Annotated in this window: 25 protein-coding genes and 2 tRNA genes; 18 read left to right on the top strand and 9 right to left on the bottom strand. The window is 36.7% G+C overall.

Annotated elements, in window-relative coordinates; translation table 11 throughout:
• Positions 1 to 88: 88 nt before the first annotated feature.
• The 8 genes from M948_RS41865 (at position 89) to M948_RS41830 (ending at position 5492) form a co-directional block, all read left to right on the top strand.
• Positions 89 to 165: transfer RNA gene (locus M948_RS41865), tRNA-Met, on the top strand.
• 46 nt (positions 166 to 211) lie between these two features.
• Positions 212 to 288, top strand: a tRNA-Asp gene (locus M948_RS41860).
• A gap of 199 nt (positions 289 to 487) precedes the next feature.
• Positions 488 to 1453 (top strand): thiamine-phosphate kinase, encoded by a 966-nt coding sequence (gene thiL / locus M948_RS41855; RefSeq protein ID WP_021292640.1) that lies wholly within the window; start codon positions 488 to 490, stop codon positions 1451 to 1453.
• An 11-nt stretch (positions 1454 to 1464) separates the two neighbouring features.
• Positions 1465 to 1923: a tRNA (adenosine(37)-N6)-threonylcarbamoyltransferase complex ATPase subunit type 1 TsaE gene (gene tsaE, locus M948_RS41850; protein WP_021292639.1), complete on the top strand. Its 459-nt coding sequence runs from the start codon at positions 1465 to 1467 to the stop codon at positions 1921 to 1923.
• A 23-nt stretch (positions 1924 to 1946) separates the two neighbouring features.
• The gene (gene tsaB / locus M948_RS41845) at positions 1947 to 2651 is read left to right on the top strand and encodes a tRNA (adenosine(37)-N6)-threonylcarbamoyltransferase complex dimerization subunit type 1 TsaB (protein WP_021292638.1); all 705 of its coding nucleotides are present in this window, start codon (positions 1947 to 1949) and stop codon (positions 2649 to 2651) included.
• Positions 2648 to 3097 (top strand): ribosomal protein S18-alanine N-acetyltransferase, encoded by a 450-nt coding sequence (gene rimI / locus M948_RS41840; RefSeq protein ID WP_021292637.1) that lies wholly within the window; start codon positions 2648 to 2650, stop codon positions 3095 to 3097. The genes tsaB and rimI overlap by 4 nt, the downstream gene beginning before the upstream one ends.
• Positions 3094 to 4104, top strand: coding sequence for a tRNA (adenosine(37)-N6)-threonylcarbamoyltransferase complex transferase subunit TsaD (gene tsaD, locus M948_RS41835; protein ID WP_021292636.1), 1011 nt, complete (start codon positions 3094 to 3096; stop codon positions 4102 to 4104). Before rimI ends, tsaD begins: the two co-directional genes overlap by 4 nt.
• A 215-nt stretch (positions 4105 to 4319) precedes the next feature.
• Positions 4320 to 5492, top strand: coding sequence for an FtsW/RodA/SpoVE family cell cycle protein (locus M948_RS41830; RefSeq protein ID WP_021292635.1), 1173 nt, complete (start codon positions 4320 to 4322; stop codon positions 5490 to 5492).
• A 60-nt stretch (positions 5493 to 5552) separates the two neighbouring features.
• On the opposite strand, the gene M948_RS41825 is transcribed toward M948_RS41830, so the two are convergent.
• Positions 5553 to 7481 carry an ABC-F family ATP-binding cassette domain-containing protein gene (locus M948_RS41825; protein WP_021292634.1) on the bottom strand — a complete coding sequence of 643 codons (1929 nt, stop codon included), beginning with the start codon at positions 7479 to 7481 and terminating at the stop codon, positions 5553 to 5555.
• 247 nt (positions 7482 to 7728) lie between these two features.
• Here M948_RS41825 and M948_RS41820 point away from each other — a divergent pair, with 247 nt between their 5' ends.
• Both M948_RS41820 and M948_RS41815 read left to right on the top strand, forming a co-directional pair.
• A complete protein-coding gene (locus tag M948_RS41820) occupies positions 7729 to 8376 on the top strand; it encodes a redox-sensing transcriptional repressor Rex (RefSeq protein WP_021292633.1) in 648 nt (215 codons plus the stop codon).
• A 69-nt stretch (positions 8377 to 8445) separates the two neighbouring features.
• Positions 8446 to 8853 (top strand): hypothetical protein, encoded by a 408-nt coding sequence (locus M948_RS41815; protein ID WP_021292632.1) that lies wholly within the window; start codon positions 8446 to 8448, stop codon positions 8851 to 8853.
• Between the two features lie 11 nt (positions 8854 to 8864).
• Here the strand turns inward: M948_RS41815 and M948_RS41810 are convergent, their stop codons facing one another.
• Both M948_RS41810 and M948_RS41805 read right to left on the bottom strand, forming a co-directional pair.
• Entirely contained in the window at positions 8865 to 9065 is a 201-nt protein-coding gene (locus M948_RS41810; protein ID WP_021292631.1) for a YdiK family protein, read from the bottom strand.
• Positions 9066 to 9127: 62 nt separating this feature from the next.
• Positions 9128 to 9832, bottom strand: coding sequence for a CPBP family intramembrane glutamic endopeptidase (locus M948_RS41805; RefSeq protein WP_021292630.1), 705 nt, complete (start codon positions 9830 to 9832; stop codon positions 9128 to 9130).
• Between the two features lie 288 nt (positions 9833 to 10120).
• On the opposite strand from M948_RS41805, the gene groES reads away from it, so the two are divergent.
• The gene (groES, locus tag M948_RS41800; RefSeq protein ID WP_021292629.1) at positions 10121 to 10405 is read left to right on the top strand and encodes a co-chaperone GroES; all 285 of its coding nucleotides are present in this window, start codon (positions 10121 to 10123) and stop codon (positions 10403 to 10405) included.
• 49 nt (positions 10406 to 10454) lie between these two features.
• Positions 10455 to 12098 (top strand): chaperonin GroEL, encoded by a 1644-nt coding sequence (groL, locus tag M948_RS41795; RefSeq protein WP_021292628.1) that lies wholly within the window; start codon positions 10455 to 10457, stop codon positions 12096 to 12098.
• Positions 12099 to 12195: 97 nt separating this feature from the next.
• Here groL and M948_RS41790 read toward each other — a convergent pair whose 3' ends face one another.
• From M948_RS41790 to M948_RS41770, 6 genes are all read right to left on the bottom strand, one after another.
• The gene (locus M948_RS41790) at positions 12196 to 13395 is read right to left on the bottom strand and encodes a tyrosine-type recombinase/integrase (RefSeq protein WP_041203233.1); all 1200 of its coding nucleotides are present in this window, start codon (positions 13393 to 13395) and stop codon (positions 12196 to 12198) included.
• On the bottom strand, positions 13392 to 13565 hold the full coding sequence (locus M948_RS43380; RefSeq protein WP_021292626.1) for a hypothetical protein: 174 nt from the start codon (positions 13563 to 13565) through the stop codon (positions 13392 to 13394). The genes M948_RS41790 and M948_RS43380 overlap by 4 nt, the downstream gene beginning before the upstream one ends.
• A complete protein-coding gene (locus M948_RS41785) occupies positions 13540 to 14028 on the bottom strand; it encodes an ImmA/IrrE family metallo-endopeptidase (RefSeq protein ID WP_021292625.1) in 489 nt (162 codons plus the stop codon). The genes M948_RS43380 and M948_RS41785 overlap by 26 nt, the downstream gene beginning before the upstream one ends.
• Positions 14029 to 14125: 97 nt before the next feature.
• A complete protein-coding gene (locus M948_RS41780; RefSeq protein ID WP_021292624.1) occupies positions 14126 to 14674 on the bottom strand; it encodes a DUF4352 domain-containing protein in 549 nt (182 codons plus the stop codon).
• Positions 14675 to 14696: 22 nt separating this feature from the next.
• Positions 14697 to 15041 carry a DUF4064 domain-containing protein gene (locus tag M948_RS41775; RefSeq protein WP_021292623.1) on the bottom strand — a complete coding sequence of 115 codons (345 nt, stop codon included), beginning with the start codon at positions 15039 to 15041 and terminating at the stop codon, positions 14697 to 14699.
• An 84-nt stretch (positions 15042 to 15125) separates the two neighbouring features.
• Positions 15126 to 15470 (bottom strand): helix-turn-helix domain-containing protein, encoded by a 345-nt coding sequence (locus M948_RS41770; RefSeq protein ID WP_021292622.1) that lies wholly within the window; start codon positions 15468 to 15470, stop codon positions 15126 to 15128.
• A gap of 152 nt (positions 15471 to 15622) precedes the next feature.
• Here M948_RS41770 and M948_RS41765 point away from each other — a divergent pair, with 152 nt between their 5' ends.
• The 6 genes from M948_RS41765 (at position 15623) to M948_RS41745 (ending at position 18172) form a co-directional block, all read left to right on the top strand.
• Positions 15623 to 15853, top strand: coding sequence for a helix-turn-helix domain-containing protein (locus M948_RS41765; protein WP_021292621.1), 231 nt, complete (start codon positions 15623 to 15625; stop codon positions 15851 to 15853).
• A gap of 196 nt (positions 15854 to 16049) precedes the next feature.
• Entirely contained in the window at positions 16050 to 16814 is a 765-nt protein-coding gene (locus M948_RS43795) for a BRO-N domain-containing protein (RefSeq protein ID WP_021292620.1), read from the top strand.
• A complete protein-coding gene (locus M948_RS41755; RefSeq protein WP_021292619.1) occupies positions 16815 to 17123 on the top strand; it encodes a hypothetical protein in 309 nt (102 codons plus the stop codon).
• Positions 17124 to 17228: 105 nt separating this feature from the next.
• Positions 17229 to 17507 carry a helix-turn-helix domain-containing protein gene (locus M948_RS0122420; protein WP_021292618.1) on the top strand — a complete coding sequence of 93 codons (279 nt, stop codon included), beginning with the start codon at positions 17229 to 17231 and terminating at the stop codon, positions 17505 to 17507.
• 84 nt (positions 17508 to 17591) lie between these two features.
• On the top strand, positions 17592 to 17867 hold the full coding sequence (locus tag M948_RS41750) for a hypothetical protein (protein ID WP_021292617.1): 276 nt from the start codon (positions 17592 to 17594) through the stop codon (positions 17865 to 17867).
• An 89-nt stretch (positions 17868 to 17956) separates the two neighbouring features.
• Complete coding sequence (locus tag M948_RS41745) at positions 17957 to 18172, top strand: hypothetical protein (RefSeq protein ID WP_021292616.1); 216 nt, start codon at positions 17957 to 17959, stop codon at positions 18170 to 18172.
• Positions 18173 to 18258: the final 86 nt, after the last annotated feature.

Genomic DNA, 18258 nt, shown 5'->3' with positions numbered 1-18258 from the left:
CAGTAGTTAAGCTCTCCAGCGCCGATGGTAGTTGGGGCTTTGCCCCTGCAAGAGTAGGACGCCGCCAGGCATATTATATTTATCATATCGCGGGATGGAGCAGTCTGGTAGCTCGTTGGGCTCATAACCCAAAGGTCGCAGGTTCAAATCCTGCTCCCGCAACCAATTAATTCAACTGAATCTGGAGATAAGAAAGGTTGAATATTATAATGGTCCGGTAGTTCAGTTGGTTAGAATGCCTGCCTGTCACGCAGGAGGTCGCGGGTTCGAGTCCCGTCCGGACCGCCACTAATATAGACTTATTATACACAGGATTTCGTGAAATCGTGTGTTTTTTATATGCTTGAAAAGTGCATTTCGATTTATATGTCATGTTATACTCCCTCTCTTTTCAACTTGAATTCTTTCTCAACTACTATTTCCTTTTTCAATTTCCAACTTTTTTTGCTATCATTGTTATAGTTAGTATAGAAACTGGTGAAAAGTGATGGATGAATTTTCTTTTATTAAATCAATTAAACAGCAATTTTATAGACAATCGACCTTAGTTAAAGGAATAGGTGATGATGCAGCAGTCTTTCGACAACCTTTTTCCGATATTGTCACTTCGGTTGATACATTTGTAGAGAATATACACTTTCGAAAAGATACAATGAAACCATTTCATGTTGGCTACCGAGCATTAACTGCTAATATAAGTGATATTGCTGCTATGGGGGCAACGCCAGCCTTTTATTTAGTATCAATTGTCATTCCAACAACATGGTGTGATGCAGAAATTGATGACGTTTTTAGAGGAATGCATACCCTAGCGTCTAACTACAAAATGGATCTTATTGGAGGAGACACTGTTTCAGGAAGTGAGTTAACAATCTCCATTACAGTTATTGGTTACGCGAGGAAGGGTTCTATTTGTTATCGGCACAATGCTAGGGATGGAGACATTGTGTTTGCTACTGGTACATTGGGTGACTCACAAGCAGGCTATTATATATTAACAAATCCTGGCGATTATATGGATGCTGATTATTATATTAGGAGCCATCAGATGCCTGAGCCTCAAGTGAATTTTGCTTCCTATTTCCATCATTTTAGCAGAGTTGCTATCAATGATATTAGTGATGGAATTGGTAATGAAGCTGCTGAAATTTGCGCTGAATCAAACGTTAGCATGATTTTGGAGGATGAACAAATTCCAATATCGGATAACTATCATCAATTCTTACCGGAATTGCAATATAAATGGAAGTATTTTGGTGGGGAAGATTTTCAACTGTTAGGCACGATTTCTGCGAACGATTGGCCAAAATTAAAAAAAGTAGCAGATTCTATACATATAAGACTGACAAGGATTGGCAGAGTCTTCACAGAAGACAACCAACATAATGTATATCTAAAAAAGAACGGCAGAAAATACCTTTTACCTAAGAAAGGATATACACATTTAAAGTAGTGGGTGACAACATGGATTCTTTTAAAATGACAACAACAACTGAAGAGGAAACGATGCATCTAGCTCAAAAATTGGCGATTTTATTAAAACCAGGGGATGTGGTAACCCTTGAAGGGGATTTAGGAGCTGGTAAAACAACATTTACGAAGGGGATAGCTACTGGACTTTGTGTGAAACGCAACGTAACTAGTCCTACATTTACAATCATAAAAGAATATGAAGGTGAGCTACCTTTATACCATATGGATGTATACCGTTTAGAGAATTCCGATGAAGATATAGGGTTTGATGAGTATTTTAATGGGGAAGGGATTTCGATTGTAGAATGGCCTCAGTTCATAATTGATTTTTTGCCAGAAGAAAGGCTCGATATCCATATTTCCTATGTTAATGATCAATCTCGACAAATTCAGCTGCAAGCTAGGGGTTCACACTTTGAATGGGTACTAGATGAATTACAAAGTAATTAAAATCAAGACGAGGAGCTATATAGATGAACATACTTGCCATCGATACATCGAATCAAGTATTGGGTGTTGCAATTCAACAACAAGGACATATTACTGGAGAGATAGTTACCAATGTGTCTAAAAATCATTCTGTCCGATTGATGCCAGCCATAGAAAAACTAATGAAGGAAGTATCTTTAAAACCGGAAGCCCTCGATCAAATCATTGTTGCAAAGGGACCTGGGTCTTATACAGGTGTTCGTATTGGACTGTCAACCGCTAAGTCAATGGCGTGGGCGTTGAATATACCTATCATCGGTATATCTAGTTTAGAAGTCCTTGCATATCAAGGACGATTTTTTAATGGTCTTATTTGTCCTTTTTTTGATGCAAGGCGTGGATTGGTTTATTCTAGTTGTTTTAAGTGGGAAGATAATAACATGGTTACGATAGAGCCAGAGGCAAATATGTTAATGGATGAATTTCTCGACAAATTGAAATCATATCAGCATCCTGTTCTTTTCCTAAGTCCAGATATTTCTGTGCATCAAGAACGTATACAAGAAAAATTAGGTAACCTTGCAGTTATTCCCGATGCAACTTTTCAGCTCCCAAGAGCGTCTCATTTAATAATGGCTGCTAAAGAGAGAAGCGTAGATGAAACGCATACGTTAACACCAAATTACCTAAGACTTGCAGAAGCAGAGGCAAAGTGGTTAGAACAGCAAAAAAGGGTCAATAACGAATGATTGAGCCAGTTATAAGAAGAATGGAGATAATGGATATCGATGCTGTAATCGAAGTAGAACGGACTTCATTTTCTACTTCTTGGACAAAGGATATCTTTTATCAAGAAATATCGGATAATCCTTATGCTCATTACTTTGTCATGGAGTTGGATAAGAAAATTATTGGCTATATTGGTACATGGATTGTGTTAGACGATGCTCAGATTACGAATTTAGCTATCCAACCTATTTATCGAGGTAAGAGACTTGGTGAAAAGCTATTCCACTATACGATGCAATATGCCATAATAAGAGGGGTCAGCCGATTGTCATTGGAAGTACGAGAATCAAACAAGATCGCACAGAATTTATATCAAAAGTTTGGCCTTGTCCCTGGCGGGCTACGAAAGAATTATTATACAGATAATCAAGAAGACGCAATTGTTATGTGGGTGAATCTATCATGAAAAAAGATACAATTATATTAGGAATAGAAACGAGTTGTGATGAAACAGCAGTAGCAGTTGTGAGAAATGGAAGAGAAATTCTCGCAAATGTTGTTTCATCTCAAATTGAAAGTCATAAACGGTTTGGCGGAGTCGTACCTGAGATAGCATCTCGACATCATGTAGAGCAAATCACGTACGTATTAGAAGAAGCCTTCAATCAAAGTAATACAACCTGGGAAAAGATTGATGGAATAGCTGTAACGGAAGGACCGGGTCTTGTAGGTGCATTATTAGTTGGTGTAAATGCTGCAAAAGCATTAGCATTTGCAAAGCAAAAACCACTGGTCGGTGTACATCATATAGCAGGGCATATATATGCAAATCGCTTAGAGAAGGAATTTGAGTTTCCATTGCTAGCTTTAATTGTTTCCGGTGGCCATACGGAATTAGTTCTAATGCAGGAACATGGAGAATATAAATTAATTGGTGAAACGAGAGATGATGCAGCTGGAGAGGCTTATGATAAAGTTGCCCGCATGTTGAACCTGCCATATCCCGGTGGTCCACAAATCGATCGTTTAGCTGAATTGGGTCAAGAGACAATTACCTTTCCTCGCGCTTGGCTGGAGCAAGATAGCTATGACTTTAGCTTTAGTGGATTAAAGTCATCGGTGATTAATACCATTCACAATGCCAAGCAAAGAGGAGAGGAACTGAAAAAAGAAGATATCGCAGCAAGCTTTCAAGCGAGCGTTATTGATGTTCTAACGACGAAAACGGTACGTGCTGCAAAAGATTTTAATGTAAAACAGGTAATTGTAGCTGGTGGTGTGGCAGCTAATAAAGGATTAAGGAATGCATTAGAAACAAGCTTTGCAGAATTAAATACTCCTTTACTTATTCCGCCATTCAAATTATGTACAGATAATGCGGCCATGATTGCTGCTGCAGGAACGATTGCGTTTGAACAAGGAAAACGCTCAGAGCTATCTTTAAATGCCCGAGCGTCGTTACCATTGAAATAATCGCAATAATCCACAGTTATTCACAGGTATGTGTATAAGTTTAATAAAAGCTGAAGTGGAAGGATCTTTATTGTGTATGAAAAATGTGCATAACTCAAAGGGTGTTTGTGGATATTGTGTATAACTTTGTGAAAAAGCGTGAATACACATAAAAATATATTTTCTAATGTGGATAAATTGTTGATATAGTAATTTAGAAATTTGGTGAAATGGAAATGTCTAAAAAGCAATCCTTTTATATACAGAACGATTTAATTATGCTATTTATTATGTTTGTTTGTGTAAGTTTGCTATCCATTTATAATGCGCAGCAATTAGATCAATATGGCTCGAACTTTGTGCTTCAACAGATTTTATGGTTTACCATTGGGGTAGGAATTGTGGCCGCTATTCAATACTTAGATATCGATCAAATACAGCGGGCAAGTGTCCTTATTTACGGATTTGGTGTATTTGTCCTCGCCGTACTATTGATTAGTCCCGAGGCAATAGCCAAGCCTGTAAATGGAGCGAAAAGCTGGTTCCAGCTTTTTGGAGTATCCTTGCAACCTGCTGAATTTACAAAGATAACAACTATTATTTATATGGCAGCAGTTATCCACAGACATAAGCAAAAGTTTGAAAAGCCAACAGTGAAGTCAGATATTCTCATGTTATTAAAAATTCTCGCAGTAGTTGCTGTTCCCGTATTATTAATTATGCAGCAGCCTGACTTCGGTACAGCAATGGTCTATCTATTTATAACGGGTATGATTATTATTTTATCCGGAATTGATTGGAAAATTATTACAACCTTAATAGTCAGCATTACAGCGTTTATAGGTGCTGTATTGGGATTTATTGTTCAATTCCCTGAATTAGCTAAAACCGTTGTTGGGGAAGATCAAGCCTATCAAATTGATCGGATTATGACTTGGTTTGATCCTACACAATCAACAAGTGATGCCAATTGGCACTTTAATCAAGCTTATATGGCTTTGGGATCTGGACAACTATTTGGCAAAGGGATTGGGACACCACAAGTTAATTTCCCAGAAGCGCAAACCGATTTTATCTTTTCGATTATAGGCGAAAGTTTTGGATTTGTAGGGAGTGCCTTTGTAATTTTCCTATACTTTATGCTTTTGTATAAGTTAGTAATGATTGGTCTATCCATTTACAAACATTCTCCCTTTGCGGCGTATATTTGCTTTGGATACCTTAGTTTAATGCTTATTCATGTCTTTCAAAATATCGGCATGGCTCTAGGGATTATGCCTGTTACGGGTATTCCGTTACTGTTGATAAGTTATGGGGGAAGTTCTGTGTTATCCACAATGCTAGGATTCGGAGTCATATATCGGATAGCTGTGGAAAACTCCATTCAAAATGATTATTTATTCAAATAATTTCTGTGGATAACCAACAAATAAGCCACATGACATTCGATGATGTCATGTGGCTATTTTTTATTCTTCTTGTAATGCTGCCCACTCTTCCATTAAATCTTCCATATGCTGTTTTTGTTTAGTTGCTTCCTGTGTTAATTCTAGTGATTTTTGATGATCTTGATAAACAGTAGGATCTGTCATTTTTTCCTCAAGCTTTTGAATTTCTGCTTCTAATCGTTCGATATTGCTTTCTAACTCGGTAATCCGCCGTTCTTTTTTTCTCTGTTCACGCTGTAATTGTTTTTCCTGTTGATAATTTCTCTTTTTTTCTTTGGTAGTGGATGGAGCTGAAGGCTGTTCACCTTGCTTTAATCGCTTTAGCTCAGCTTCCTCCTCTTTTTTTTCTAAATAATAATCATAATCACCCAAATAAATGGTCGTATTAGCTCGCTGCATTTCTACTACTTGATCGGCAATCTTATTGATAAAATAACGATCGTGCGAAACAAATAGGATGGAGCCTGGAAAGTTCATTAAAGCAGCTTCAAGTACTTCCTTACTATCGATATCCAAATGGTTGGTCGGTTCATCTAAAATTAATAAATTCGCTTTCTGCATCATTAATTTTGATAAGGCTAATCGTGCTTTTTCGCCACCACTTAACGTATTGACGGCTTTTAAGACATCATCACCAGAAAATAAAAAGTTACCTAGAACCGTTCGAATATCTTTTTCATTAATCGTCGGATAATCATCCCATAATTCCATTAATACTGTTTTTGATGAGTTCAGATCAGCCTGTTCTTGATCATAATAGCCAATTTGAACATTTGTTCCAAGTTGAATACTTCCATTTGTAGCCTGCAGCTTTCCTAGTAAAATTTTTAAGAACGTCGTTTTCCCGACTCCATTTGGTCCAACTAAAGCAATGCTTTCTCCTCGGTTAATATGCAGATTAAGGTGCTGGAATAGGTTTTCATGGGTATCTTCATAATGAAAGGACAGATCATTTACTTTCAATACATCATTTCCACTTCGTTTCTGAATACCAAAAGAAAAAGCAGCTGATGCTTCATCACCAAGCGGTTGATCGAGCTTGTCCATCTTTTCTAATTGTTTTCTTCTGCTTTGGGCTCGTTTGGTTGTCGATGCACGAGCAATATTCTTCTGAATGAAGTCTTCCATTTTCTTAATTTCCGACTGCTGTTTTTCGTATTCTTTCCATTCTTTTTCATAATTGGCAGCTTTTTGCTCAAGGAATTTACTATACGTTCCATGATATTTTTTCGTGTTATGCCGTGCTATTTCATAAACGACTGATACGGTTTTATCGAGAAAATAGCGATCATGTGACACAATGACTACTGCTCCTGGATAATTTAACAGATAATTTTCTAACCAGTTTAATGTACCAATATCCAAGTGGTTTGTTGGTTCATCTAAAATGAGTAATTGCGGTTTCTTTAGTAAAAGTTTTCCTAATGATAGTCGTGTCTTTTGACCGCCACTTAATGTTTGGATTGGTGTTTGGTAATCAAAGTCTTGAAAATCAAGTCCAGTTAGTACTGATTTTATTTCGGCTTCATAGGTGTAGCCGCCATTTTGTTGAAAGGCATGCTGTAGTTTATCGTAATTCGTAAGTAATTTTTGGTAATCCGCTTCGGAATGTTCATGGGCTTTTTCCATTTGCTTTTCGAGTAAACGAAGCTCTTCTTCTTGATTACGTAGATGAACAAAAACTTCCAGCATTTCCTCCCAAATGGTTTTAGTTGACTCCAGTACGGTATGCTGTGATAAATAACCAAGGGTTAAATCTTTTGGTTTAAACAATTCACCTTCATCATAAGTAAGTTCACCAGCCATTATTTTTAATAACGTTGATTTACCTGAACCATTTCTGCCAACAATTGCTATACGATCATTTTCTTTTACTTCTAATTTAATATTGGATAGAATTTCATCAGCACCAAACGCCTTTGAAAGTCCATTTATTTGCATTAGTATCATACGTTTCACCTCATCTATACTAGTGTATCTTAATTGCGGGAAGCCAAGCAATATAATTGTGAAATCGGTCACGACTTATTTCCATTTTTCTGCTAAAATAGAGGTGGAGCTCAATAACTGTCACAATTTCTACAAGAACTATTTGCTGCGATGTAACATGTAAGCGGTCAATAAAAGGGTGTCTACCATTAAGCGATGCATCTGGTAGAACAATGGGGATTATTATCGTAAGAAAGAAGGAATAGCAATGGATCATAATAAAATACCTCAAGCAACTGCGAAGCGGCTACCATTGTATTATCGATTTATTAATAACTTAAATCATCAAGGAAAAAAGCGAGTATCTTCAAAAGAATTGAGCGATGCTGTCAAAGTTGATTCAGCTACAATTCGAAGAGATTTTTCCTATTTTGGAGCACTAGGTAAAAAAGGATATGGCTATAATGTTGAATATTTACTTGGTTTTTTTCGTAAAACCCTAGATCAGGACGAAACAACAGATGTTGCTTTAATAGGGGTAGGTAATTTGGGTACAGCATTTTTACATTATAATTTCATGAAAAATAATAATATCCTTATTAAAATGGCATTTGATAGTGATCCGGAAAAAGTAGGTACGACGATCGGCGATGTTCCTGTTTATCATATTGCAGATTTAGAAAAAAAATTAGATGGTGTGAATGTTGCTATCTTGACGATACCTGCGAGTGAAGCGGACGGGATTACTGATAGACTTGTTGCAGAGGGAATTACTGGGATTCTCAATTTTACGCCTGCTCGAATTACTGTTCCCGAGTATATTCGTGTACATCATATTGATCTTGCTGTTGAATTACAAGCGTTGGTATATTTTTTAAAGCATTATCCGCTAGAAGAGACGAAGCAGCTGGATTAAAAAAGAAGCCGAATAGGGTTTCTTTTTTCAGTAAGTGGGGTATAGCATACAATAGAAGGTCTAGATAACTTGAACTGGCTAACTATGATGTACATAGATCGAAGCATCTCTTATGTTAAGGCATACTTACTTGATGGCATCGATAAAAGTTATAATGGAGGAATCACAGTGGTAAGAAAACGCAGTATTATTTTTTTACTTCTCATCGGTATGTTGATGATTACATTGGCTGTGGGTGGAAATGAAGAAATAAAAGGGCAAAAGGTCAATGCGCAGGAGGCAATGAGCTGGAATGAAATGGAAGATGGAAATCGGGAACAACTAAATATAATGAGTTATGATGTAACAGAATATATAAATACAATTGATAGCGAATCACCGGCATATGACACAACAAAAGATTTAATGGAACAGATGGAAGTTATTCATTTGGGTGATGATCCATCATCTGACCAAAAGAATAAAAAGAAGGAATAGCAGGCTAACTGCTATTCCTTCTTTTTGTGTTTTAAGCGAAAATGAAGAGATATTAAGCGAATGCTGACACCAATCTCGAGTGTAGCAAAAACAGCTAACACCATTGTTGTTACATTCCATATCGTTTCATCTACACTTAAGATTGCAATATAGGTAAAAAATACTCCCATGATAAAATAAATGATTGCCATGGTTTTTGGTGAAATCTTCATTTGTAAAGCCCCCGTTAAATATCAAGCCCACCATAAGGCGGATCGGGGGAGATCCCCCGAAATTATAATGTTAAAATGGTTTGTAATTCCTTCAGTTGCCTTTCTAATTCAGCTGGATCAATATTATATTGCGCGATAACGACAATTGAATTCATGGCCATGTGCACGAAAATAGGGACGAGTATCCGTTTTGTTTTTACATATAAATAAGCGAAAACGAGCCCCATGGAACCATAAACCAATATATGCTGCGGTTCACCGTGGATAATCGCGAATATGAAAGCTGATAGTAATGCAGCAATCAGAAAGTTTGTCCGTGTATATAGTCTGCCAAATATAATCTTTCTGAAAATAATTTCTTCTAGTATTGGAGCAGCAAACATTGGAACAATCATGAATAATGGGGTAGCCCTGGTTATATCCATAATCATTTCCGTATTTTCCGAATTCTGTTGAATACCAAGAAATTCCGTCTGGATCATACCTGCAATTGCCTGGGCAAAGAAAGCCATAAAGACACCAAGTATGGACCAGAGTATAATCTCACTTGTCGGTGAAGCTTCTCGTTCATTCACACCCTGTTTCATATCTGGTCGCATTAACCACAGGACAACAAGGACACCTAGAATGAAACTAAGCACCATGGAATAAACAGTAGCTTCAGCTTCGTTAATAGGAAAGGCACTATACAGTAGTGGGGCAAATATTACTCCAAGAAACTGCATAATGATATACGTGATAATGACCCACCAGTATCGTTTTGGCAAAATACAACGACTCCTTTTTCTTAAGTTGAGAAAGTATACTATAGTTTATGTTTGAACTTACAAATCTATTAGCGATAAGATGGATATATACATTATTTATTTTATCATAAATAAGCCCTTGCTTATAATAGAATGATTTGTTGGAACAAATGAGAAGAAATTTGAAAAAATATGATTTTGATACTTGCATTTTTAACCGGAATTATTTATCATATTAATTGGAATTAGCACTCAATGATGTAGAGTGCTAATAACTAAAAATGATATAGAATTAAGGAGGCTTTCTTCATGATTAAACCACTAGGAGATCGCGTTGTTATCGAGCTTGTCGAGCAAGAAGAAAAAACTGCAAGCGGTATCGTACTTCCAGACTCTGCAAAAGAAAAACCACAAGAAGGAAATATTGTTGCAGTCGGTTCTGGCCGCGTAACGGAAAATGGAGAAAAAGTTGCCCTAGAAGTTTCTGAAGGTGACCGTATTATCTTTTCAAAGTTTGCTGGAACAGAAGTTAAATACGAAGGCAAAGAGTACTTAATTCTTCGTGAAAATGACATCTTAGCGGTTATTAGCTAATCTTAGATATACAGATACTTAACTTAAGAATTTAAGGAGGGCTTTATTCATGGCTAAAGAAATTAAATTCAGTGAAGACGCACGTCGCGCAATGCTTCGTGGTGTAGATACATTAGCAGATGCGGTAAAAGTTACATTAGGACCAAAAGGTCGTAACGTTGTATTAGATAAAAAATTCGGTTCCCCATTAATTACAAATGATGGTGTTACCATTGCAAAAGAAATTGAATTAGAAGATCACTTCGAAAATATGGGGGCACAGCTTGTATCTGAAGTTGCATCAAAAACAAATGATGTCGCAGGTGATGGTACAACAACTGCAACGGTACTCGCACAATCAATGATTCGCGAAGGACTTAAAAACGTAGCTTCTGGTGCTAACCCAGTAGGCGTACGTCGTGGGATTGAAAAAGCTGTTGAAGTAGCTGTTAATGAATTAAAATCAATCTCTAACCCAATTGAAAGCAAAGAATCCATTGCTCAAGTTGCTGCGGTATCCTCTGGAGATAAAGAAGTAGGTAACTTGATTTCTGAAGCGATGGAACGCGTTGGTAACGATGGTGTTATCACAATCGAAGAGTCTAAAGGCTTTAATACAGAGCTTGAAGTAGTAGAAGGTATGCAATTCGATCGCGGTTATGCTTCTCCATACATGGTTACAGATCAAGATAAAATGGAAGCTACACTTGAAGATCCTTATATCTTAATTACAGATAAGAAGATTGGTAATATCCAAGAAGTATTACCTGTACTAGAGCAAGTGGTACAACAAAGCAAACCACTTCTAATGATTGCTGAGGATGTTGAAGGCGAAGCACTTGCTACATTAGTAGTAAACAAACTTCGCGGAACATTCAATGCAGTAGCTGTTAAAGCACCTGGCTTCGGTGACCGTCGTAAAGCAATGCTAGAAGACATCGCTACACTAACTGGTGCAGAGGTTATCACAGAAGATCTTGGGCTAGATCTTAAGAGTGCTACCATCGATCAATTAGGTCGTGCTTCTAAAGTTGTTGTAACGAAAGAAAACACAACTATTGTGGAGGGCGCTGGAAACCCAGAAGCTATCTCTGCTCGTGTTTCTCAAATCCGTGCACAAGCAGAAGAAACTACTTCTGATTTCGATAAAGAAAAATTACAAGAACGCCTTGCTAAACTAGCAGGTGGTGTAGCAGTTATCAAAGTCGGTGCTGCAACAGAAACAGAACTAAAAGAACGTAAACTACGTATTGAGGATGCATTGAACTCTACACGTGCAGCAGTACAAGAAGGTATTGTAGCCGGTGGTGGTACAGCATTTGTCAATGTTTACAACAAAGTAAGTGAATTATCACTTGAAGGTGACGAAGCTACTGGTGCAAATATTGTCCGTCGTGCAATGGAAGAACCAGTTCGTCAAATCGCTCACAATGCTGGTCTAGAAGGATCTATCATTGTAGAACGTCTAAAAGGCGAAAAAGTAGGCGTTGGCTTCAACGCTGCAACTGGCGATTGGGTAGATATGGTTGACGCAGGTATCGTTGACCCAACTAAAGTTACTCGTTCCGCACTACAAAACGCTGCCTCTGTAGCGGCTATGTTCCTAACTACTGAAGCAGTAGTTGCTGACAAGCCTGAAGAAGATGGCGGCGCTGCAGGTGGCGGCGGAATGCCAGACATGGGCGGCATGGGCGGCATGGGCGGCATGATGTAAATCATCGCCCAGAAACCTTGAATTAACGGGGTTTTAGAACGTAGATTTGCGGTAATTTCGTAAAAACCTCACAAAAACCTCACAATATTTTTTAAAACTATATTTTTTCGAGGATGTTTCCGTAAAGATTTGATATTTTTTCGGAAGCATCCTTTTTCATTTTATCTGTAACATGCGTATAAATTCTCATAGTTGTATCAATGTCCTCATGACCAACTTTTTTCATTACAGTTGCAATATCTACACCAGCTTCTGCTAGCATACTTATATGCGTATGCCTAAAAATGTGAGGAGTAGCATGTTTTTTAATTGATGTTTTACTAATAAGCCTGTCCATACGAATTAATATAGTTTTTGTTACAAAAGGATAACCATTGGGGCGAGAAAAAACAAAATCTTTGTCGTGAAAATCTTCAATAAGAGTTCGGAATTGCATTTTGTGTTTATCGTTGTTCACAACAACTTCTTTTAATATTTTCATAACCGGTTCCTCTACAGTTATTTGTCTAATGGATCCATCTGTTTTAGGAGGTGTTAATTCGTAGTCTTTCATGTTGTTTTTTTCATTGTATATAGTTTTGTTAATATCAATCGTGTTTTGTTCGAAATCTAAATCCGATTTTTGGAGAGCGCACAATTCACCCGAACGCATGCCTGAAAATGCAAGAGTGTAGAAACGTTCTTTATCGTATTTTAGTCCATGCTTTTCTACAGCCTCGAAAAACTCATTTAACTCATGATGCTCCAGGTACTTTTCTTCGATATTATTTTCTCGGATTTCTTCGATTGTTTTTCTCTTTTTCGGTATAACCACATCGGTAGCAGGGTTTTCAGTTATTAAGTGATTTCTTTTCGCATATTTAAATACCATGTTAGCGGTGGTATTAATATTTTGTACAGTTGTACGGGCTCTATTTGGCGTTATATTGTTAATCACTTCTTGATAAGTAGCGTGATTAATATTACCGATCGGCATTTTAGCTATATGTTTATTTAAAACAGAAACTTCTTGCCTTCTAATTCGCAATGTATTTTTCTTTTTTCCTGTTAATTCGTAGACCTCTAACCACTTATCCGCAACTTCATCAAAGGTCATTTTGCGAGTATATTTTTTATTAACATGAGTGTCCTCAAGCGAACGTATTTCAGTTAGTACTTTATTTTTAGCCTCCTTTTGTGTTTTTCCACGTCTGGTAATCTGATTCCGTTTTCCTGTCGCCGGATTCCGTGGTCCATCGGCCACACACTCCCATCTAGTTTGACCTGATTTGAGAGTAATTTTTTCACATTTCATCATTTACCCCTCCTACTTTTGTTTATTAATTCCTTAGGCATTTCCACATAGTCAATTACATTATCAGTTAATTCCCCATTTTCATCCTTCCATATATTCTTTAATACAGGTATGTTCAGTATTTCCTCGGCTTTCTTTTGTCTCCGTTTAGCTTCCAATGGTGTAATGTTCATGATAAACCCCCTGAAAATATAATTTATTTCGATACATTTCAAATCTATGGCATGCAAATTCATATTCGACATTAAAAGTATTTGCAATTACTATCGGCGATGCATTATCAATTTGCTGGAGCATAAAGGTAGGAACAGATAAGTGATAACTAAAATTATTCGCTTGCCATTCCTGTAATTGCAGAAATAAGATAGGAATAAATTCCTGCCGTCCTTCGTGCCAAAAGAAATGACATAACTCATGAGCGAATTCTTGCCATTGTTCCTGCATGGTTTCTTTTAGCTCTAATGACATTACGTATCTTCCCTTATAACAATCAAGTTCGCTTGAATAATTCCAATATTGCACTTTTATACCCAATTGCTTTGATATGTTTTCTATATTAAGCTGTCGAGGACTTTGAATATCTAAATATTTGAGTAGCTTATAAACAAATTCCTCTGCCCTGGTGTAAGTTAACATATGATCCCCCTTAAAACAGACAATCAAACAGAATATATGTTCTATTTATGGTTATAAGAGAAGGTGCACAAAACTTGTACACCTTATAATAATGTTATTATTGCAATTGATCAGATGGAATTTTCCATATTGCTTTTCCTGATTTGAATGGATTAGAAAAGTGTAGCTCATAAGAGTCTGACTTTGGAACATCGAAAGGAATTTCTCCTCTAAGTGTTCCGCCTGGTTCTATTGATCCATCAAATTGTGCTTTTACGCCTTCAGTTAAAATTGTAGTAGTATATGCATAACCATCAGCATCTTTTAACTCTACATTCATAATAGAGGACATTGTTTGTTCTTCCTCGGTATTGTTTTCTGCTGTTAAATTAACTACAACAAATTGTTCTTCTTGTGGTTCGTCAAAATCTCCACCTGGTTCGATCCTAGCTTCATTTAATGTGATTTTCATACCGTCAAATTCAACAGCATCACCAATAGCTAGTTCTTGTGTTTTAGGCTTTTCTTTCTCTTTTTCTTCTGCGGAATCATCTTTAGCGCTTTCTGTGTCTGTATCCGCGTCTGCCTCTTTAATTTCAGATTCACCACATGCAGCTAACATGAAAATTAGCATCATTGTAAAGGAAAAAAATAAAACCTTTTTCATATTAATTAACCCCTTTGCTTGCCTAAGCAGCTATTTTCTTTTCTTTGTCTTTCTTGAAAACGCCCATTAATCCAGCTATTCCAATCATAATTGCTGAAATCAAGTAGAACATAGAGATACTTATTAAACCACCGACAGCGGAAATCAATAATAATATACCTCCGACCTTAGCCTTTGATTTAACTACAACTGATCCAACAATAGCTAATGCAGAAAATAAGAAGCCTGCCCAGCCTAGACCAATTACATCGCTTGTGCCAGATTCACTAAACGCAGCATCTACTCCCCCAATGAATAGGGCTATAATAGACCCAATAAAACCGAAAATACCGCCGATTAGACCCAGTACAAATTCACTAGTACGCATGCATACGACCCCCTTTAAGAATTTAATTTATATGTAATCCATACAAATGCATGCTAAATAACATGCATTTGCACAGTGATTACCCTAGTCGTCAAATTCCTTAAATGCTTCCCAAACCTTTTTTAATCGCAGTAAATCCTCTTCGGAGGACTCTGGTAGTTTTTTATACCATCTTTTAAGTTCTTCACTATGACGAAATGCCTCGAACGCTTCGTCTTCAGTCATGTGTGGTTGGTCCGATCTACCTAACAGGTAGTCAGTTGTCACTTCGAAAAAGTCAGCTATCTTGTTCAATGTTTCATAATCTGGATTCCTGAAACCTCTTTCGTAATTGGAAATACTTTGATTTGGGATATTTAATTTTTTAGCTAATTGTAATTGTGATAGATTCTCTCTTTCTCTTAGATGTCGCATCCTTTTACCTAGCATGATTAGTCCTCCTAATATACTAATTGTATAATATTATTCGTTTCGAATAAATAATTTCTTCAAAAAGTATAAAATAGTATTGACTTCTTCGATTCGTTTATGTATTCTTGTTATAGAACTTCTTCGAAACGTGTAAATACGGGGGTGATCAAATGAGTATTAATAAGAGAGTTCGTCAGATTCGAAAGTCAAAAGGAATTACAGGAACCTTTGTTGCAAAAAAGCTGGGAATTGCCGTTCAAACATACAACGGTTACGAACTAGGTCGTAGAAGTATAAAAGCTTCTACTTTGGAGGAAATAGCTAAGATTCTAAATGAACCAATAGAAAAATTTTTTGAAGATGATTTACACGAAACGGAGAAATTAGAACAAATTATCTAGAAAGTAATCAAATTAATTTCATCATCTTCACATCCAAGTATCAACATCTAAATGAGCGGAGCATGCCATGATCTATCAATTGTGATAGGGAGCAGCGCCAATAGTTAACGCCATGACGTTAGGTGCTGATACTTGGATGTGAAAATTCAAAGGTGATGATAACAAGGAGGTAATCATAATTAATCAATTAACAAAAATGTTTGAAGGTCAACAATTAAGGATCATCGAGCAAAATAACGAACCTTGGTTTGTAGCAAAAGATGTATGCGACATTTTAGAAATTAAAAACCCTACTGATGCATTAAAAAGACTAGACGAAGATGAACGGTCTAGATTCAATCTAGGTCGTCAAGGATACGCAAATGCAGTCAATGAGTTCGGGCTTTATACCTTGGTTTTGGGTAGTCGCAAAGAAGAAGCAAAACAATTTAAAAGATGGATTACACATGAAGTCATTCCTTCTATTAGAAAAACAGGTTCATACGGAATCGATACAACACAACTAAGCCCTGAATTACAAATGATGAATCAAATGTTTAAAGCAGTTGCTCAAAACGAACTTGAAACAAAAGAAGCAAAAAGACTAGCTACTGAAGCAACCCAATCAGTTAATAACATTTCAAACATCGTATCGATGGACAATGTCGGTTGGAGAGGTAAAACAGATGCTGTTCTTAAAAAGATATCCAGAAAGTGGTCTGGTGTTGAACCTTATAGAAGTGTTAGGAATCTGAGTTACGAGCGATTTGAAAAACGTACAGGTTGTAAATTAGACATTCGTCTTAACAATAGAAAGGAACGTGCTTCAGGACGAGGAATGACCAAATCCTACGTTAACAAGATTAATAAGTTGGATGTAATTGCAGAGGATAAACGACTTGTTGAGATTTACATCCAAGTAGTTAAAGAAATGGCTATCCAATTCAAAGTTGATATAAACGATTTCAAGGAGGTTATTTAAATGCCAGTCACAACATTCTCAGATGAAGAAGTTCAATCATTCGTAAGCGAAATCAAAAAACAGTTAGTACCTGTTTTGTTACAAGAGTTAGAACAAAAACAATTACCTCCTTTGCTCACTAGAAAACAATTCATGGAAATCGTAGATATTGGGCCTACTAAGTGCAATGAGTTGTTTAATAGAGAGGATTTCCCAGTCAATAGAGAGTTAGGTCACCCGAGGGTAGTGACGAAGTTATTCTTTGACTGGGTTAATGAAACTACTAATGCGGATGAGGTGGGACTTAAATATCGTTACAAGGTCATTTAGATAACACCGAGTGGGGATCGGTAATTACATTATAAAACATCAACCAATAGAATACTGTTCACCCTTGGAACATGTTCCACCATGGAACCGGGGGAGGTGAAACAAATGGAATTAGGAACTACATTACGCAGAATGAGAAGGAATGCTGGGTATAGTCAAGAGTTTTTCTCTGAAAAGATGCATATGTCCCGTAGCAATATTTCGAAGCTTGAAAGCAACAAATTAGATATACGGGGCAGGGACTTAATCAGATGGGCACAAGAAACAAATTCGCAAGATATTTTAATTGCTCTTGTATGCAATGTAGATGTAGCAAGTGCAGGTCAAATGATAGCCGATACATTGCAATCTGTAGGGACTATCTTGTTAGGAGGTCTTATATGAAAAAGGCAAATGATAATTATGCCGTTTTATTAGGAGCAATACCATTATTTTTCATCATTATTAATCACATTTAGGAGGGGTTATATGAAACTCGAAAATCATTTTTTACAAGCTGATATATCAAAAGCAAGTGAAGAATTTTACCGTTCTTTGGGATTGCTATCATCCATTATGAATCATGTGAATGAAGGAAATCTTTCAAAAGCGAAACACCTTTCTACGGATTTAACAATGTCACTTCACAAAATGGAAAAAATGAGCAGCGATAAGTACAACACAGATCAGTTTCATTCAGTTATACAAGATTTAGTTAACAGCGGTGCAAGCTTTCAAATAGTAAGGGATAAACTCTATGGATGAAAAAGCACATGTAATTAAAATCTGGATCGCTTTTGTTGGAATGATTGTATTTCTTGAATATGCACTAATTACAAGTTAGGAGGGATAAGGTGGAACATCCTTTAATCGCAAGAATTATGGATACTGGTTATCCAGTAATGAACCATTTAAGGAATGAAAACACTGTAGATGCTCTAGGGAATGATGTTTTCCCCGAAGATGAAATTTTAGTTCTAGAAGGTCAATTTTTCTTAGTTGATTCATTGAGTGAAGAATCGAAAGAAGTGTTGGAATTGTTGGGAGCAACTTATGAAGAAGCGCAATAAAAAGAACCCACTGCAATGGGTTCAAATAATTGATCGGTGAAATCAATTAAACTATGCCTTCATTATACTTCACTAGTGATGTAGGA

Origin of the sequence: Virgibacillus sp. CM-4 (genome assembly GCF_000445495.1) — a bacterium.
In the GTDB taxonomy this organism is placed as follows: Bacteria; Bacillota; Bacilli; order Bacillales; family Amphibacillaceae; genus Virgibacillus; species Virgibacillus salexigens.
This window is presented reverse-complemented; position numbering and strand designations above follow the sequence as displayed.

Coding starts and splice junctions, on each gene's coding strand:
- thiL (WP_021292640.1), top strand. CDS start 488: ATGGATGAATTTTCTTTTATTAAATCAATTAAACAGCAATTTTATAGA.
- tsaE (WP_021292639.1), top strand. CDS start 1,465: ATGGATTCTTTTAAAATGACAACAACAACTGAAGAGGAAACGATGCAT.
- tsaB (WP_021292638.1), top strand. CDS start 1,947: ATGAACATACTTGCCATCGATACATCGAATCAAGTATTGGGTGTTGCA.
- rimI (WP_021292637.1), top strand. CDS start 2,648: ATGATTGAGCCAGTTATAAGAAGAATGGAGATAATGGATATCGATGCT.
- tsaD (WP_021292636.1), top strand. CDS start 3,094: ATGAAAAAAGATACAATTATATTAGGAATAGAAACGAGTTGTGATGAA.
- M948_RS41830 (WP_021292635.1), top strand. CDS start 4,320: ATGTCTAAAAAGCAATCCTTTTATATACAGAACGATTTAATTATGCTA.
- M948_RS41825 (WP_021292634.1), bottom strand. CDS start 7,481: ATGATACTAATGCAAATAAATGGACTTTCAAAGGCGTTTGGTGCTGAT.
- M948_RS41820 (WP_021292633.1), top strand. CDS start 7,729: ATGGATCATAATAAAATACCTCAAGCAACTGCGAAGCGGCTACCATTG.
- M948_RS41810 (WP_021292631.1), bottom strand. CDS start 9,065: ATGAAGATTTCACCAAAAACCATGGCAATCATTTATTTTATCATGGGA.
- groES (WP_021292629.1), top strand. CDS start 10,121: ATGATTAAACCACTAGGAGATCGCGTTGTTATCGAGCTTGTCGAGCAA.
- groL (WP_021292628.1), top strand. CDS start 10,455: ATGGCTAAAGAAATTAAATTCAGTGAAGACGCACGTCGCGCAATGCTT.
- M948_RS41790 (WP_041203233.1), bottom strand. CDS start 13,395: ATGATGAAATGTGAAAAAATTACTCTCAAATCAGGTCAAACTAGATGG.
- M948_RS43380 (WP_021292626.1), bottom strand. CDS start 13,565: ATGAACATTACACCATTGGAAGCTAAACGGAGACAAAAGAAAGCCGAG.
- M948_RS41785 (WP_021292625.1), bottom strand. CDS start 14,028: ATGTTAACTTACACCAGGGCAGAGGAATTTGTTTATAAGCTACTCAAA.
- M948_RS41780 (WP_021292624.1), bottom strand. CDS start 14,674: ATGAAAAAGGTTTTATTTTTTTCCTTTACAATGATGCTAATTTTCATG.
- M948_RS41775 (WP_021292623.1), bottom strand. CDS start 15,041: ATGCGTACTAGTGAATTTGTACTGGGTCTAATCGGCGGTATTTTCGGT.
- M948_RS41770 (WP_021292622.1), bottom strand. CDS start 15,470: ATGCTAGGTAAAAGGATGCGACATCTAAGAGAAAGAGAGAATCTATCA.
- M948_RS41765 (WP_021292621.1), top strand. CDS start 15,623: ATGAGTATTAATAAGAGAGTTCGTCAGATTCGAAAGTCAAAAGGAATT.
- M948_RS43795 (WP_021292620.1), top strand. CDS start 16,050: ATGTTTGAAGGTCAACAATTAAGGATCATCGAGCAAAATAACGAACCT.
- M948_RS41755 (WP_021292619.1), top strand. CDS start 16,815: ATGCCAGTCACAACATTCTCAGATGAAGAAGTTCAATCATTCGTAAGC.
- M948_RS0122420 (WP_021292618.1), top strand. CDS start 17,229: ATGGAATTAGGAACTACATTACGCAGAATGAGAAGGAATGCTGGGTAT.
- M948_RS41750 (WP_021292617.1), top strand. CDS start 17,592: ATGAAACTCGAAAATCATTTTTTACAAGCTGATATATCAAAAGCAAGT.